Source organism: Vibrio sp. DW001 (assembly GCF_029016285.1).
In the GTDB taxonomy this organism is placed as follows: Bacteria; Pseudomonadota; Gammaproteobacteria; order Enterobacterales; family Vibrionaceae; genus Vibrio.
On sequence record NZ_CP091976.1, the window covers coordinates 30,670 to 44,827 of the forward strand.

13 protein-coding genes are annotated in these 14,158 nt (G+C 39.6%); 8 read left to right on the forward strand and 5 right to left on the reverse strand.

The window, feature by feature from the left end; genetic code table 11:
• The first annotated feature begins 221 nt into the window (after positions 1–221).
• Complete coding sequence (locus L3V77_RS17520) at positions 222–1,073, forward strand: response regulator transcription factor (RefSeq protein WP_275137549.1); 852 nt, start codon at positions 222–224, stop codon at positions 1,071–1,073.
• A gap of 22 nt (positions 1,074–1,095) precedes the next feature.
• Here the strand turns inward: L3V77_RS17520 and L3V77_RS17525 are convergent, their stop codons facing one another.
• Positions 1,096–2,760: an AMP-binding protein gene (locus L3V77_RS17525; RefSeq protein WP_275137550.1), complete on the reverse strand. Its 1,665-nt coding sequence runs from the start codon at positions 2,758–2,760 to the stop codon at positions 1,096–1,098.
• A 248-nt stretch (positions 2,761–3,008) separates the two neighbouring features.
• Here L3V77_RS17525 and L3V77_RS17530 point away from each other — a divergent pair, with 248 nt between their 5' ends.
• Positions 3,009–3,200 (forward strand): hypothetical protein, encoded by a 192-nt coding sequence (locus L3V77_RS17530; protein ID WP_275137551.1) that lies wholly within the window; start codon positions 3,009–3,011, stop codon positions 3,198–3,200.
• 79 nt (positions 3,201–3,279) lie between these two features.
• Here the strand turns inward: L3V77_RS17530 and L3V77_RS17535 are convergent, their stop codons facing one another.
• On the reverse strand, positions 3,280–4,650 hold the full coding sequence (locus L3V77_RS17535) for an L-serine ammonia-lyase (protein ID WP_275137552.1): 1,371 nt from the start codon (positions 4,648–4,650) through the stop codon (positions 3,280–3,282).
• A gap of 256 nt (positions 4,651–4,906) precedes the next feature.
• On the opposite strand from L3V77_RS17535, the gene L3V77_RS17540 reads away from it, so the two are divergent.
• Positions 4,907–5,332, forward strand: a complete 426-nt coding sequence (locus L3V77_RS17540) for a nitrous oxide-stimulated promoter family protein (protein ID WP_275137553.1) — start codon at positions 4,907–4,909, stop codon at positions 5,330–5,332.
• Here L3V77_RS17540 and L3V77_RS17545 read toward each other — a convergent pair.
• Positions 5,313–6,683, reverse strand: a complete 1,371-nt coding sequence (locus L3V77_RS17545; RefSeq protein ID WP_275137554.1) for an MATE family efflux transporter — start codon at positions 6,681–6,683, stop codon at positions 5,313–5,315. The genes L3V77_RS17540 and L3V77_RS17545 overlap by 20 nt on opposite strands.
• 52 nt (positions 6,684–6,735) lie before the next feature.
• On the opposite strand from L3V77_RS17545, the gene L3V77_RS17550 reads away from it, so the two are divergent.
• Both L3V77_RS17550 and L3V77_RS17555 read left to right on the forward strand, forming a co-directional pair.
• A complete protein-coding gene (locus tag L3V77_RS17550) occupies positions 6,736–7,635 on the forward strand; it encodes an AraC family transcriptional regulator (protein ID WP_275137555.1) in 900 nt (299 codons plus the stop codon).
• A complete protein-coding gene (locus tag L3V77_RS17555) occupies positions 7,635–8,111 on the forward strand; it encodes an NYN domain-containing protein (RefSeq protein ID WP_275137556.1) in 477 nt (158 codons plus the stop codon). The genes L3V77_RS17550 and L3V77_RS17555 overlap by 1 nt, the downstream gene beginning before the upstream one ends.
• 20 nt (positions 8,112–8,131) lie before the next feature.
• On the opposite strand, the gene L3V77_RS17560 is transcribed toward L3V77_RS17555, so the two are convergent.
• Complete coding sequence (locus L3V77_RS17560; RefSeq protein WP_275137557.1) at positions 8,132–8,305, reverse strand: DUF2986 domain-containing protein; 174 nt, start codon at positions 8,303–8,305, stop codon at positions 8,132–8,134.
• Between the two features lie 34 nt (positions 8,306–8,339).
• Complete coding sequence (locus tag L3V77_RS17565) at positions 8,340–9,158, reverse strand: EAL domain-containing protein (RefSeq protein WP_275137558.1); 819 nt, start codon at positions 9,156–9,158, stop codon at positions 8,340–8,342.
• 354 nt (positions 9,159–9,512) lie between these two features.
• On the opposite strand from L3V77_RS17565, the gene L3V77_RS17570 reads away from it, so the two are divergent.
• The 3 genes from L3V77_RS17570 (at position 9,513) to L3V77_RS17580 (ending at position 14,153) form a co-directional block, all read left to right on the forward strand.
• Entirely contained in the window at positions 9,513–11,555 is a 2,043-nt protein-coding gene (locus L3V77_RS17570; RefSeq protein WP_275137559.1) for a TonB-dependent receptor, read from the forward strand.
• A 61-nt stretch (positions 11,556–11,616) separates the two neighbouring features.
• Positions 11,617–12,114, forward strand: coding sequence for a YfiR family protein (locus tag L3V77_RS17575; RefSeq protein WP_275137560.1), 498 nt, complete (start codon positions 11,617–11,619; stop codon positions 12,112–12,114).
• A complete protein-coding gene (locus L3V77_RS17580) occupies positions 12,111–14,153 on the forward strand; it encodes an EAL domain-containing protein (protein ID WP_275137561.1) in 2,043 nt (680 codons plus the stop codon). Before L3V77_RS17575 ends, L3V77_RS17580 begins: the two co-directional genes overlap by 4 nt.
• Positions 14,154–14,158: the final 5 nt, after the last annotated feature.

Genomic DNA, 14,158 nt, shown 5'->3' on the forward strand with positions numbered 1-14,158 from the left:
CGTTCTATGTGCTTTTATTGTAAGGGTAATTAAGGTTAGGGCGATGTTCTAGTGATTAACTTTAAACTTGCCAACTCTCGTTAATATTCGTTAATAATAAAGAGATACGTCACGTTATTAGTCATTCAGTAAAGGATTTCAATCACCTTGGGTCTAGTATTGGTTAGAAACGACATCATGTAGATGTAGTTAACGAACCGATTCATGTATAAAACGAAACTATGAAGAATAATCCTTTAGTAATTCGAAAAAGTGTGAGCTGTACAGGTATTTCGATACGTTCATTTTGGGATGTCAATGGTGATAAGGGTTATCAGAACCTTTGGCCAAGAGATCGTAAACTTCCTTACGCAGACAATACCTTGGTTGTTGTTTACACAGAGAGTGGTCAGGGGGTGATAAATGTAAAAAACGCAGATAGCATCCATATCAGGGGGAATAGTTTAATCTTTCTTGAGCCACAATCTATTCTGAGTTACGGCTGTACAGGATTGGCATGGAAGTTATATTGGGTAGAGATATTTATAGATGAGGATGAAAAAAAAGTCATTCCTTTTAATAATATTATTAATATAGAAAACAGAGTTCATTACGAATTACAACTGGAGGAGTTGAAGAAGCAGTTGAATTATAATGAGACTTACCATAACTCATATGCAGCAGCGATATTTACTAAAGTATTTTACGAATGGTTAGTTAATGCCAATTTCAAAGATAAGACACCACAGCAAAGGATCATCGACACCGTAGTAGACGAAATGTATCACCGAATTGCGGAAAATTGGACCGTTAAAGAGATGGCTTATTTTGTTGGTTGCAGTGAGCAACATATGCGCAAGTTATTTACCAAACATACAGGAAAGTCACCGAAAGATTATTACATGACGATTAAACTTGAAATTGCGCATACTCTTTTAAGAAAGGGCACGCACAATATTACGCAATTAGCTTATGAACTTGGTTACACTGACGCGTTTCATCTGAGCAAAGCCTTTAAGAAAAAGTTTAACATTTCTCCCTCAGAGGTCGTGCCTCACCATACTAGTGAGGCACGAAATCTACTCGAGTCATGAATTATGGAGAGGATTAAAGCGACTAATCTCTCAGTTCTCTTCTTAAGATTTTTCCGACGTTGGTTTTTGGCAGTTCTTCCCTAAATTCAATGATTTTTGGAATTTTATAGCCAGTCAAATGTTGGCGGCAGTGTTTCTTTATATCTTCTGCCGTCACAGGTGCACAGGTGACAACAACAAGTTTAACTCTTTCTCCAGCAACATCGTCTAGTACGCCAATTGCGGCTGCTTCAACGATCTTAGGATGCAGAGTAGCAACCTCTTCAATTTCAGTAGGAAAGACATTAAACCCTGAGACGAGGATCATGTCCTTTTTACGGTCTTCAATAGAGAAAAAACCTTGGCCATCCATTCTGCCGATATCACCAGATCTTATCCAACCGCCATCTTTTAAGGCTTCCTTGGTTTCGAGTTCCTGTTGCCAGTAGCCTTTCATGACTTGATCACCACGAATTTCAATTTCGCCAATCTCTCCGGCAGGAAGTTCTTTGCCTTCTTCATTGACTATTCTTAGCTCGGTACTAGGTAAGGGCACCCCGATAGATGGAACAAAGGACTGTTGAGTATGGACGCCACCCGCAACGACAGGGGAGCATTCAGTCAAGCCGTAACCTTCAACGACCGGCATTCCTGTAATTCTTTGCCATTCGTCCGCTACATGTTTTTGTGTCGCCATTCCACCTGCAATAGTGAAGTTAGCATGGCTGAAGTCTAGTGCTCGAAAGCCAGCATGGTTGTTTAACCCATTGAAGAGCGTGTTAAGACCGAACATCATGGTGAAAGGATATTTCTTTAAATCGTTAACAAAACTATCCATATCACGAGGGTTCGTGATAAGTAGGTTTGTGCCGCCAAAATACATGATCAACATCATACTGACTGAGTTAGCAAAAATGTGATAGAGAGGCAAAGGTGTGACGGCGTGTTCGTTCTCGACTAACGTTCGAGGTGAAAAATGCGCATTAACCTGTAGAACATTTGCAACAATGTTGCGATGCGTGAGCATGGCCCCCTTTGCCAGTCCTGTTGTGCCGCCGGTGTATTGGAGGTAAGCGAGATCACTGTTTTCAATACGCGGAGGATTCAGTGTTAGGCTTTTACCTTGAGTTAAGGCTCTTTTGAACGAGATGGCACCAGGTAGATTATATTTGGGTACCATTTTTTTAACATACTTAACCGCAAAATTAACCAGCGTACGCTTGTATGGTGCAAATTCGTCACCTATTCGGGTTAGAATAACATGTTCTAAACTGGTTTGGTTGATGACTTTTTGAAGATTGTTGCCGAAGTTTGTCACCGCTACAATGGCTTTTGCGCCTGAGTCGCGTAACTGATGTTGAAGCTCTCTCGGCGTATAGAGAGGATTAACGTTTACTACCACCAATCCTGCTCTGAGAGAACCAAGAATAGCGATGGGGTATTGAAGAAGATTTGGCATCATTAATGCGATGCGGTCACCCTTTTTCATTGCCAATTTCACTTGCAAATAAGCAGCAAAAGCCGTCGCTTTTTCATCCAGCTCCCTATAGCTAAGCGAATGCCCCATATTAATGAAAGCGGCTTTGTCTGGATGCTTAGCGAATACGTCTCGGAACATATCCGTAATATTTTGATACTTATCGGCATCGATAGACGCAGGGACGTCTTTCGGGTAGCTGTTAAGCCATGGTTTTTGTTCTGCGTACATTGTTATATTCTTCCTGCCATTTTTACCCGCATAGGGTAACGTATTCGCAATTCAAACAATAGAGCAAACGTACTAACTGAGTGTTTATCAACCAGTTTCTGTCAATATTTTAGAGGTAAATCCGGTGACATTCGATTGAATTATTTCGTGCTTAGACTAAAGTGGTATTTTCTATTTGTTGTTTCTAGGTTAAAAATAACCTTACTATCTTTAAGATTATTAGTGAAACACAACAAGAGGGTTGGATTATGGAATTGAAGCAAGACCCAAGATGCTACACTGATGTGTGTGTAAATGGACTTTGGTATCACTATGATCATTGCGGCATTAAAGCGTATGTATTGAGAGGGGGAGCGTCTCCAGAAATTATGCTTGAGCGTGAACCAAAAACAGAAAACGAGTTAGTCTTAATGCTTAAAAATATGACGCCCAATTTTTAGATTATTAATACAATAAAAAAACCGAGCTTTTTGACAGGCTCGGTTTTTTATTGCGTGTTCGATTAGTCTTGTAAATTAATTATTCGCATGGAGGTGCCATGTGTATAACCGCCAAACCTCCGAGCGAGGTTTCGCGGTACTTCTTATTCATATCTTTTCCGGTTTGATACATAGTATCAATAACTTTATCCAAAGAAATTAAGCATTTGCTGTTTCTTTTTAGTGCCATTCTTGAGGCGTTAATTGCCTTCACCGCCCCCATTGCGTTTCTCTCAATACAAGGCACCTGAACCAGTCCACCAATGGGGTCACACGTCATTCCTAAGGAGTGTTCCATGGCTATTTCAGCGGCAATGCAAACTTGTTCGTTGGTACCACCGCGTAAAGCGGTTAATCCAGCTGCAGCCATTGAAGATGAAACCCCTATTTCTCCCTGACACCCAACCTCTGCACCAGAAATGGACGCATTCATTTTATACAACATCCCAATAGCACCAGACACAGCAAGAAAATCTTTGATCTGTTTAAGATCTAACTCTTTGATAAAAGTGTGATAATACATCAATACTGCGGGAATAACGCCAGCGGCACCATTGGTTGGTGAGGTGACGACTTGTCCACCTGCGGCATTTTCCTCACTAACCGCGAAGGCATACACGTTTATCCAATCCATTATCTCCATTGGGTCACTATGCAGAGAATGATTAGCCTCAAGGTTTTTATGTAAGGCCGGGGCTCGTCTTGTTACATTGAGTCCACCGTCAAGAATACCTTCTGTCACTAATCCACGTTCGACACAATTCGTCATTATTTGCCATATTTGACGTGCTTTATCATCGATTTCTTCTTGAGGTCTAAATGCTAATTCATTTTTTAAAACCAGTCCGCCCAAGCAGAAACCGTTGGTCTCCGCTTTTAGCAGTAATTCTTCTGCTGAAAGGAATGGATACTCAACCTTAACAACGTCTTTACTCGATCCGTTGGTTAACTCAGATTCAGTAGCAATGAACCCTCCACCGACGGAATAGTAGATCTCTTTTGAAATAAGTTTATTGCTTCCGTCAAATGCAGAAATGGACATGCCATTTTCATGCAAAGGAAGGTTCTCTTTGTGGAAAATGATGTTGTTATCGAAATCAAACGAGATAACGTAGTTCGGTGAAAGTGTGAGTGTGTTGTTGTCGATGTCAGAGCGTAGCAGCGCGTTCGCTTGTTCAATATGGATATTGTCTGGGCGGTTTCCCATCAAGCCAATGAGTGTCGCGCGGTCAGTATGGTGACCTCTGCCCGTTAAAGAAAGTGAACCATAAAGGTCAACCTTGATCGACGCTATCTGGCCAAAAAGACTTTCGATTTTTTGCCGAAATTCGAAACCTGCAATCATAGGTCCATTGGTATGAGAGCTTGAAGGGCCAACACCGATTTTGTAGATATCGAATATAGATAACATGATTTTACTCTCGAGGTGAAATCAGTGCGAATACTGATTTATATTTATAATGTGTATCGAAAAATAACGAGGGTTGATACTACAGTTCTGATCCAGAACAGTTCAAGAAACTTGTTACGTGGCTGTGACAGAGAATAACATACTCTACTAAAAATCACGTTTTAAACCCTGTATAGTAATATTCCTCTTTCCATATCAATGCTCATTCTTTGGTATGGTTTCAATTATAGACGTAGATTGCTTAAGTGGATAACAAATGCAGGTAAGTGAAATATTAAGTGGTGAATTGGCGACTGAATTTAAAACGGTGTCGGCAATGATGGAGATATACTGCAAAAAGTATCACGGTAGCAGGTCGAATTTATGTCAGAATTGCCGTGAACTCTTGACCTACGCAGAAACCAAATTGGACCGCTGTCCTTATGGTCAGGAGAAGCCTACCTGCAATAAATGTCCAATTCATTGCTATAAACCAGAACCCAAAGAACGTATGCGGCTGATCATGCGCTACTCTGGTCCAAGAATGCTATTGAAACACCCTATTCTTGCTGTTAGGCACCTTCGTCACGAAAAGCGCGAGGTACCTGAACAACCTAAAGTGAATGCATCTAATCGTCACACTCGACTAGAATTGGCCAAGCAGGAAGCGGAAAACAAAAAAGCTATGCGTGAGAAAGAGTAAGGTTGTTAACCCATTTTAGCTTCAAATAACGATGAAAGCAGAGTGAAAATTTTACAATTTCTTCGATGAGCAACATTGCATAAACCCAAGAAAACCCCCATTCTCCGATGAATGCACCATAGGCGGTGAAGGGAATGCCGACCAACCACATTGCGATAAAATCCATTCGCAGGCAAAACAGGTTGTCCCCGCCAGAACGCAATATCCCATTGATGATGATCAAGTTAAGCATTCTTAACCAGATACCGCAGCATAGGATAGAAATTGCGGGAAGTGATAGATGATAAAACGCTTTTCCATCCAGATTAAGTAGTGTGAGTAACCATTCTTTAGTAGCGAATAGAGTCACGCCAAGACTTAGGCCAAATATCAACACAAACTTTAACAGTATCCGAGTCAGTTCGACTGCTTGACCAAATTGGTCTTTGCCCAATGACTGCCCAATGAGGACGGAACAAGCAACAGAAAGACCAAAGAATGTTGCGTAACACAGCGATTCAAATGGCCCTAGCATGCTAAATACGGCAAGTTCCGTTGTTCCAATATGACCAAATATCATCTGGTAAGTTAACGTACCCACGGCCCAAAGCAACCCGTTGGATGCATTGGGTATAGCCAACTTACGATACGACGCATGTAACTTTTCAGTTGAGGTAACACGTTGAGAACTGAAGAGCCAATGGTGGCGGTACCTCATATATGAATACATCAAAGCGATCTGCACAAAACGGGCAATAGTGGTGGCTAAGGCTGCACCCGCTACACCCATAGGTGCGATACCAAAACCACCCTGTATGAGCCAAAAGTTAAGTACTATGTTTAAAAAGACCGTTAGAGCACCGACATAAAGTGGGGTGGTTGCATCTCCGCTAGACCGCATACTAGATTCAAGTACGATTACGAAGTGCGTTAATATCAATACAGGAAAACTGTACCACAGGTATTGAGACCCCAATTCTATTACGCGTAAATCCATGGTTTGTGCCTGCATAATAAACCCAGAAAATAGCGTAATTAGTACCGTAACGGGTAAAATAATTAGCGAGCCAACACGCATAGCATAAAGTGTTACTGATTTGGCCGAGTTTCGGTCATCTTTGCCCCAGTATTGCGATACCAATACACCATTCGACACACTTAACCCTGCCATAATCATAATGGCGACAAAATGCCATTTTGATGCAATTCCCACAGCAGCAGTTGCCTCTTTACCAAATTCACTAACCATGAGAACATCAGCAAGTGCGAGAATTGATACCAACGCGCTTTGTATCGCAACAGGAAGAGCGAGCTTGATTATTCTAGAAAATAGCTGCGGGTTGTTGGCTTGTACAGGTATTAAGTATGACATGAATCCTCCTTTTTAATAGAGAGAAATATAGACATATAAGAAGATAAATAACATGTCAAAAAAAAGCAAAAACCTGTTCAAATCCGTCATTAGTGATTTCGAGCCTCCAGTCGAATGGAAAGATTTTGTTTATCTCTCACCGGAATGTAGGGAGCGATTTTTAACGGTATCGGATATTCCAGAACTCAGTACTCAACATTTTTTCATGGCTGGATTAGCGGACTTGAAAGGGGGATATCTGGTTGAAAGAGACAGCGTTGACGTTCACACCCTGCTATTTACCATTGAAGGGGAAGGTAAGCTAACAACGGCAACAAGTGAAGTGGTGCTCAAACAAAACACACTGACTGTTTTACCTGCACATACTCCATTTCGATTTGAGTTAAATAAACATGATGGGCAATGGAAAATGGCCTGGGTTCTCCTTAATAACAAAGAAAAGTGGATTCAGATAGCCAAACTTGGTCAATCGGTTATACCCTTTAAGGACGCCGAACTTGTATGGGCACTGATGACGCTTTTGCACAGCGAAATAGAAGGTCGACCCGCTTACAGAAAGCTTATATGCAGCGAAATATCGAGTTTTTTAACGGGTGTTGAGTCCAAACCATTTAACTCTACCGCAAGAGTTCAGGCGCTATTTAATGAAGTTGGAGCACAACTTCACTTGCCATGGACCGTGAAAGAGATGGCTAACAGAACGTTTTTGAGTGAAGAGCAATTAAATAGAGTGTGTAAATCGCTTTATGCTAGCTCTCCCCAGAAAAAACTAATAGCATTACGCATGCAAAAAGCCGCAGATTTACTGCACAATAGAGAATGGTCTATTACCATGATCGCGCAACGTCTTGGATATAAAGACCCTTACAATTTCACCCACAGATTCAAGATGTTTTATGGTTGTTCTCCAAGAGATTACCGCAAACAAATTCATCAACAAAGAGAGTCATAATGGAGTCAGTTGCAATACTTGTAGATGTACAAAATATCTACTACACGACAAGGGATCGTTTTAATAGTCATTTTGACTACAATGCATTCTGGAGAAAAGCAACCGCGAATAGACAGGTAGTTGAAGCCAACGCTTACGCAATAGCAAGCAACAATCCCAAGCAGAGGCAGTTTCACCATATACTCCGTGGTATAGGATTTAACGTTAAGTTGAAGCCTTTTATTCAAAGAATGGACGGCTCTGCAAAAGGGGATTGGGATGTTGGGATAACACTAGACGCAATAGAGTTTGCGATGCAAGCAGATATCGTGATTCTTCTTTCTGGCGATGGTGATTTTGATTTGCTTGCACAACGAATCAGAGATAAATATAAAAAAGAAGTTGAAGTATACGGTGTTAAAGATCTTACAGCAAAATCTTTAATAGAAGCGTCAGATCGTTTTTATGAAATTGATGAAGATCTTTTAATAAAATAGTGTAAAAAGAAGAAGATCAATTATTGATCTTCTTCTTGATTTTCTTTTCCATTATCACTTTCTTCTTTAATAATATCTAATTTTTCTCTGTCAGCTTTAGATATATATTTTTCTTTATTGTCTGTATGTAATTTAGAGTTTTTCTTTTTTTGTCTTTTTTTAAAGATTTGATTAATTTTCTTTTTTCTATTCACTACACTCTCACTCGATAGATGTTTATTTAATAGACTAATTTGAGATCTGACATTTGTGATTATAGGCTGCTTTAGTTTGGCCGTCTACATCTAATCGGAGCGGTGTTGCAAAGTGAAAGCCTTGATACAGGCTTACATTGAGACCAGATATACTGAGAAATTGTTCTTTTGTTTCTATCCCTTCTATTAAGGTTTTCGCATTTATACTCTTGCCCAAATCCAACGCTTCGCATAGGCCTTGTTGGTTACCGTCAATAAAATCATCCAGCAAGCTTTTATCCAATTTTATTATGTCTGGTTGCACTAGTTCAACACGATCAACGTTTGAAGAATCAATACCATAATCATCGATAGCGATGGTAAAACCAAGTCCTTTCAGGTGATCAATAGACTGTTTAAGTCGTCTAGGATTATAGCTGTCTAGTTCCACTATCTCGATGACGATCTGGCTAGTTTCGATCTCTAATTCATCTAGGCGTTGCATAAGTAGTTTTGTATTACGACTGTTATTAAGGAAGTACTCATTAGATCGGGGAATGGTATTTAAAAATAGGGTAGAGTGTCGTTTTGATGATAGGGCGAAATTTCTTATGTGGATCGCGCGACTAAGGCGTTCAACGAACATTTTGCAATCGAAACTAAAACGGTTACTTCTAAAAAAAAGATCCGTACGAATCTCTTGTCCATCGATGGACTCTATTCGAAGTAATGCCTCGTAACCAATAATATGAGTGGCACTTTTCAATATCGGTTGAAATACACTATTGAGTAACAATCCATTGTAAGTTGCAAAATAGTAACCGTTATTATCTCGTCTAATGAGGGACTCTAGTTCTCTACGTTCAAAATACATAAGATTTATTCAAATTTTATTTATTGACAATTTATTCTCAACCACGCTAATTATATTGTCAATACGGCTTTTTGTTCATTTATAAGAATGTATTAAAATAATTATATTTACAAACAATTTATTAACAAATAAGCAAAGCAATGAGTACAAATCAAGAGATTAAATAGACTCATATCAGCTGGTAAGAGTAGTTAATGTGGTACAAATCACATTAACTAGGTTGCTTATACTTTAGCTTAAGCCATTAAGCATTTGATGTGTCAAGAGTTTGTTTTGGCAGAGAACTAGCGATGTCAAAGATAGATAGTTATCGATGCCAAAAATATTAGATCAAACATATATCAGGATTATTTAATGCGTTTTATTTACTTAGCCCCCTTGGCTTTGTCTTGTTCTGTTTTTGCAAATGAAGAAGCTTCTTTCTTACCCAGTTTAGAATTAGAAACGTTGATGGCAACCGATGTCCAAGCGAATGCTGCGATGAAACGTTTACAATCTACATCTGAAACCGCTGCGTCTATATATGTATTATCTAACGAAGAACTGGTTAAATCTGGTGTTACTTCAATCCCTCAAGCATTGACATTAGTACCTGGATTGCAGGTAAGAAAAATCGACAATAATGTTTGGGCAATAACGTCTAGAGCACCGGCAGGGAAATATTCAAGTAAACTACTTGTAATGATTGATGGCCAGAGCATTCATAATCCCGGTTTCGCTGGTGTTGATTGGGAAAGTATAAATGTTCCAATTTTTGACATTGAAAGAATAGAGGTCATACGTGGTCAGTCAGGCTTATTATGGGGAAGTAATGCGACAAATGGTGTAATTAATATTATCACTATGCATTCTGAGGATACACGCGCCACAAAGGTTCAGGTAGAAACTGGTTCGCAATTAAACCATCAAGTAACGGGACGATTCGGCTCTGACTTAGGTGAATATGGTGCTTATCGAGTCTATGCATCGAGTCGAGAGACTGAACGTTCAGACTCTTCTTATAAAGGACGTTCTAGTGATGAAGGAGAAACCTCTTCATTTGGGTTGCGCTCGGACTTAATCCTAAGCGATGACCTTTCACTTATGTTGCAAGGGGATTATACAAAAATTGATAACGGTCAAACGGTCTCATTATCTGATTTGACGACGTTTGAAACGAGTCAACTTACGTCCGAATTTAAGCGAGAAGATGTTAAGTTAATGACGCGTCTGGAGCACCGTATAGATGTCATCTCAAGTCAAATGATTCAAGCTTCCTATTCCAACCTGTCAGCAGACTCAGTCTTCCACAACGAACGTTTTGGTATTGTCGATGTAGACTATCAAATGAATACTATTATTAACGATATTCAATTTGATTGGGGTTTGAACTATAGACACACTCAAATAGACAGCAAAGACACTGACTATATGCAGGCAGTCAAAGATATTAACTCTATTGCCCAATATGGTGGATTTGTTCAGATACAGATTGACCTTATTCCACGAGAGTTGAATGTCTCACTTGGTAATCGTTCCGAGCACAATGATTTTACTGGTTGGGAACACCAACCCATTGCTAGGTTAATGTGGAAGCCAACCGATAATCATGTAATGTGGTCAACGATATCGCAAGCTATCAGGGTTCCATCTTTATTAGAGCAAAATGGCAAGACAGTGTTATCTGGTAAACGAATAGGTGACCAAGTTGCGACAGGTAATCCTGGTATAGACAATCTTTATATCCCTTTATCTTTAAACGGTAGCGAAGATATAGACGCTGAAACGACGATTTCAGGTGAGTTGGGTTATCGATACCTAAGGCATCATTGGAATTTTGATGTTACCTTTTTCCAAACCAAATCAAAAAACGCGCTAGCGCTTGAAGCAACCTTTAATCCACTTACAATAGAAGAAGTTATCGCACTCAACGACCCTATTGCGATCGCTATTGCCCTACAAAATACGACGATTGACTATAATTTTGTGTCGAATGCAGAACTAAAGACCAACGGCTCGGAGTTCGTGTTAGGCTGGCAGCCAAACGATGAATTCAAAGCAGAAATAGGTTACAACTTTACCTCATACGAGTATCAACTAGCTGATTCAACGAGAACCGCAGTTGGTCAGTCTTCCGATTTGTCACAATTGTTCTTAAAGTCTAGTGTGTCGATTAACCGCAATCATTACCTTTTTGCCTTATATCGAATTGAGTCCGGTGCCGCGTATGAAACATCCGATTATGGTTCTCTTGACTTAAGTTGGTCATGGTTATTTAACCCAACAATAGCGTTTACGTTGACGGGCAACAATTTGCTTGCTGGTAAGCATGTAGAGTACAAAAATACAGATGAAACTTATACGGTGCCTACCTATATTGAGCAATCACTTGTTGCTCGAATTACGGCCAATTTCTAAATAGAGGCGGATAGTTATCTTATTAAGGCTGTTTCATCTCGTTCTTATAGGGCTGACGTTAATGTCGGTCAATTTGTCGTATGCAAGTGAAAGAGAATATGCGGTCAAAGCTGGTTTTATCTTTAACTTTGCCCGATACAGTGAGGGCAATTGGTTTAATCCAAATCTCAGAAACAATTATATTATTTGTAGTTATAATCCAGATTTCGTCCTAACCGCATCAAAAACACTTATTGGTCAAAAGGTTAAAAACCGTCAAGTTGAGGTTCATTTAGTATCAAGAGAAGGGATGCCAGATGATTCATGTAATAGTTTTTTCCTGACAGAAAGAAATGTCGACCTGATTGAAAAAGTAACCAGAAATGAAAGCCTGAAAAAAACCATGTTAGTGGGGGAAATGAAAGCCTTTGTTCCATCAGGTGGCCATATCAATTTATTTATTACTGGTGGGAAAGTACGCTTTGAGGTTGACTCTGATGCGTTGCTTGATGCAGGTATAAAAATGAGCTCGAAGGTATTAAGGCTTGGACGTGTTGTCGAAGGGAGGCGTAAACAATGAGAAATATTGTTCCTAGATTCCGGACTATTCAAGTAAAGCTTGTCGCTTTATTTATGGTTGTTGCGCTTTTTTCCGTATTAAGTACCGCAATCACTATTATTAAGTACGAAAAGAGTAATTCTAGAGAAAAAGAGTTGCACCGGATAGACTCAATTGCAGAAATATTGGCTCCGACCTTGACCGCTGCAGTCGTGTTTCGTGATGACTTTGCCGCAAGTGAACTGTTGATGCCTTTGATGTCCGATAATACAATTATTGATGCGAAAGTGTACACATTAGACAGCGATGTATTTGTAAGTTTTCAATCTCCTCATTTAAACAGTATTGTTCCTAATACGGTATATATTACGGTGGCAAAACCACTTGTTCATGACGAGACTAATTATGGCAATTTGGTGATAAGGGTGAATGACCAATCGATAAATAAGCACATCAAAGTATACTCACTTTTTGTTGGATTGATTGCGGTCATTACTCTGGCAATAAGCTTCGCGTTAGCGATAGTGTTTAGCCGCTATATCATTGATCCTTTGTTGAATCTCGCTCGTGTGGCCACCAAGGTAACGAAAACAAATAATTATGCTCTGCGGGCTGAAACAACGACAAAGGATGAAATAGGTCAGTTGACACAGTGCTTTAATCTTATGTTAGAAAACGTTGAGCTGCGGGACCGCAACCTAGAACTTCAGGTTAAGCAGAGGACCACGGAGTTGGAAGCGGCAAATAGTAAACTACAGAAACAAGCTTATCATGACAGTTTGTCTGATCTGCCTAATAGACGGTATCTTAATGAAGAGCTCCGAAACTATCTGATTAAATATGAAGCCAATGAGTCAATTGGCTTTTCAATACTATTTTTAGATCTGGATGGTTTTAAAGACGTTAATGATACTTTGGGTCATGATTATGGTGATTTGCTATTGATCGCGGTTGCCGATAGGCTTAGATCGGTGGTAAGAGCAAGTGACCTTGTTGTACGTTTGGGCGGTGATGAATTTACGATACTGCTTGGCGATGTGATAGATAGAGAACACAGTACCTTTGTTGCTAAAAACGTCCAAAGAGAATTAAACCAACCATTTATCATTAAGGACGAAGAGATCTCGGTTACTGTGAGCATTGGTGTTGCGATATTTCCAATAAATGCAATCGATGTAGAAACCATCTTAAAGTGTGCGGATCTGGCAATGTATGAAGCAAAATATGAAGGAAGGAATTGCTACCGATATTTTGACAACATGATGATGGACAGATTAATCGAAAAAAGATCGGTAGTAGCTGATCTTAAAGTGGCATTGAGAGAGGAACAATTTGAACTTTATTTTCAGCCTATTGTCGATTTTTCAACGGGTGAAATTGCCAAGGTCGAAGCTTTAATTCGTTGGAACCATCCAACGAAAGGTCTCGTGTTTCCCGATGAATTCATCTCCATTGCTGAAGAGTTTGGCATAATCAACGAAATTGGAGAATGGGTGTTAAGAAATGCTTGTTTGCATATTCCTATCTTACAAAAGACTTTCAATCAAGACATACAGATAAGTGTCAATGTTTCTCCGGCACAATTTAAAGGCGATTTTAAACGAATAGAAACATGGTTAAACGAGTGTAGAAAATGTGAACGACAGGTCGATCTCATTTCTTTCGAGATTACTGAAAACCTTTTGATGACGAGTGATGAAATTGTAAAGGATAGATTGAAGTTGTTGAAAAATGTCGGTATCGATATTGCTATCGATGACTTTGGAGTGGGATACTCTTCTCTGTCGTATCTACAACAGATTGAAATCGACTTTATTAAAATTGATCGATCATTTGTGAAAAATTTGGTCGACGACGCAAATAGTCAGGCGCTATGCAAAGCCATGATTCAAATGGCGGATGAACTTGGAATCAAGGTTGTAGCGGAAGGAATTGAAGAAAAACGACAATCTGATCTTCTTGCCTCTTATGGCTGCGGTTATGCCCAAGGTTATTATTTCTCGAAACCTGTTCCTATCGACGTCTTAATTGACTCTACACGTGTTTTGGTAAACGCATAATGTAA

What these genes read in the sequence shown, in the direction of transcription:
- L3V77_RS17555 (WP_275137556.1), top strand. Translation starts at nt 7,635, where the DNA reads ATGGAGTCAGTTGCAATACTTGTAGATGTACAAAATATCTACTACACG.
- L3V77_RS17525 (WP_275137550.1), bottom strand. Translation starts at nt 2,760, where the DNA reads ATGTACGCAGAACAAAAACCATGGCTTAACAGCTACCCGAAAGACGTC.
- L3V77_RS17520 (WP_275137549.1), top strand. Translation starts at nt 222, where the DNA reads ATGAAGAATAATCCTTTAGTAATTCGAAAAAGTGTGAGCTGTACAGGT.
- L3V77_RS17530 (WP_275137551.1), top strand. Translation starts at nt 3,009, where the DNA reads ATGGAATTGAAGCAAGACCCAAGATGCTACACTGATGTGTGTGTAAAT.
- L3V77_RS17570 (WP_275137559.1), top strand. Translation starts at nt 9,513, where the DNA reads ATGCGTTTTATTTACTTAGCCCCCTTGGCTTTGTCTTGTTCTGTTTTT.
- L3V77_RS17580 (WP_275137561.1), top strand. Translation starts at nt 12,111, where the DNA reads ATGAGAAATATTGTTCCTAGATTCCGGACTATTCAAGTAAAGCTTGTC.
- L3V77_RS17540 (WP_275137553.1), top strand. Translation starts at nt 4,907, where the DNA reads ATGCAGGTAAGTGAAATATTAAGTGGTGAATTGGCGACTGAATTTAAA.
- L3V77_RS17550 (WP_275137555.1), top strand. Translation starts at nt 6,736, where the DNA reads ATGTCAAAAAAAAGCAAAAACCTGTTCAAATCCGTCATTAGTGATTTC.
- L3V77_RS17535 (WP_275137552.1), bottom strand. Translation starts at nt 4,650, where the DNA reads ATGTTATCTATATTCGATATCTACAAAATCGGTGTTGGCCCTTCAAGC.
- L3V77_RS17545 (WP_275137554.1), bottom strand. Translation starts at nt 6,683, where the DNA reads ATGTCATACTTAATACCTGTACAAGCCAACAACCCGCAGCTATTTTCT.
- L3V77_RS17575 (WP_275137560.1), top strand. Translation starts at nt 11,617, where the DNA reads ATGTCGGTCAATTTGTCGTATGCAAGTGAAAGAGAATATGCGGTCAAA.
- L3V77_RS17565 (WP_275137558.1), bottom strand. Translation starts at nt 9,158, where the DNA reads ATGTATTTTGAACGTAGAGAACTAGAGTCCCTCATTAGACGAGATAAT.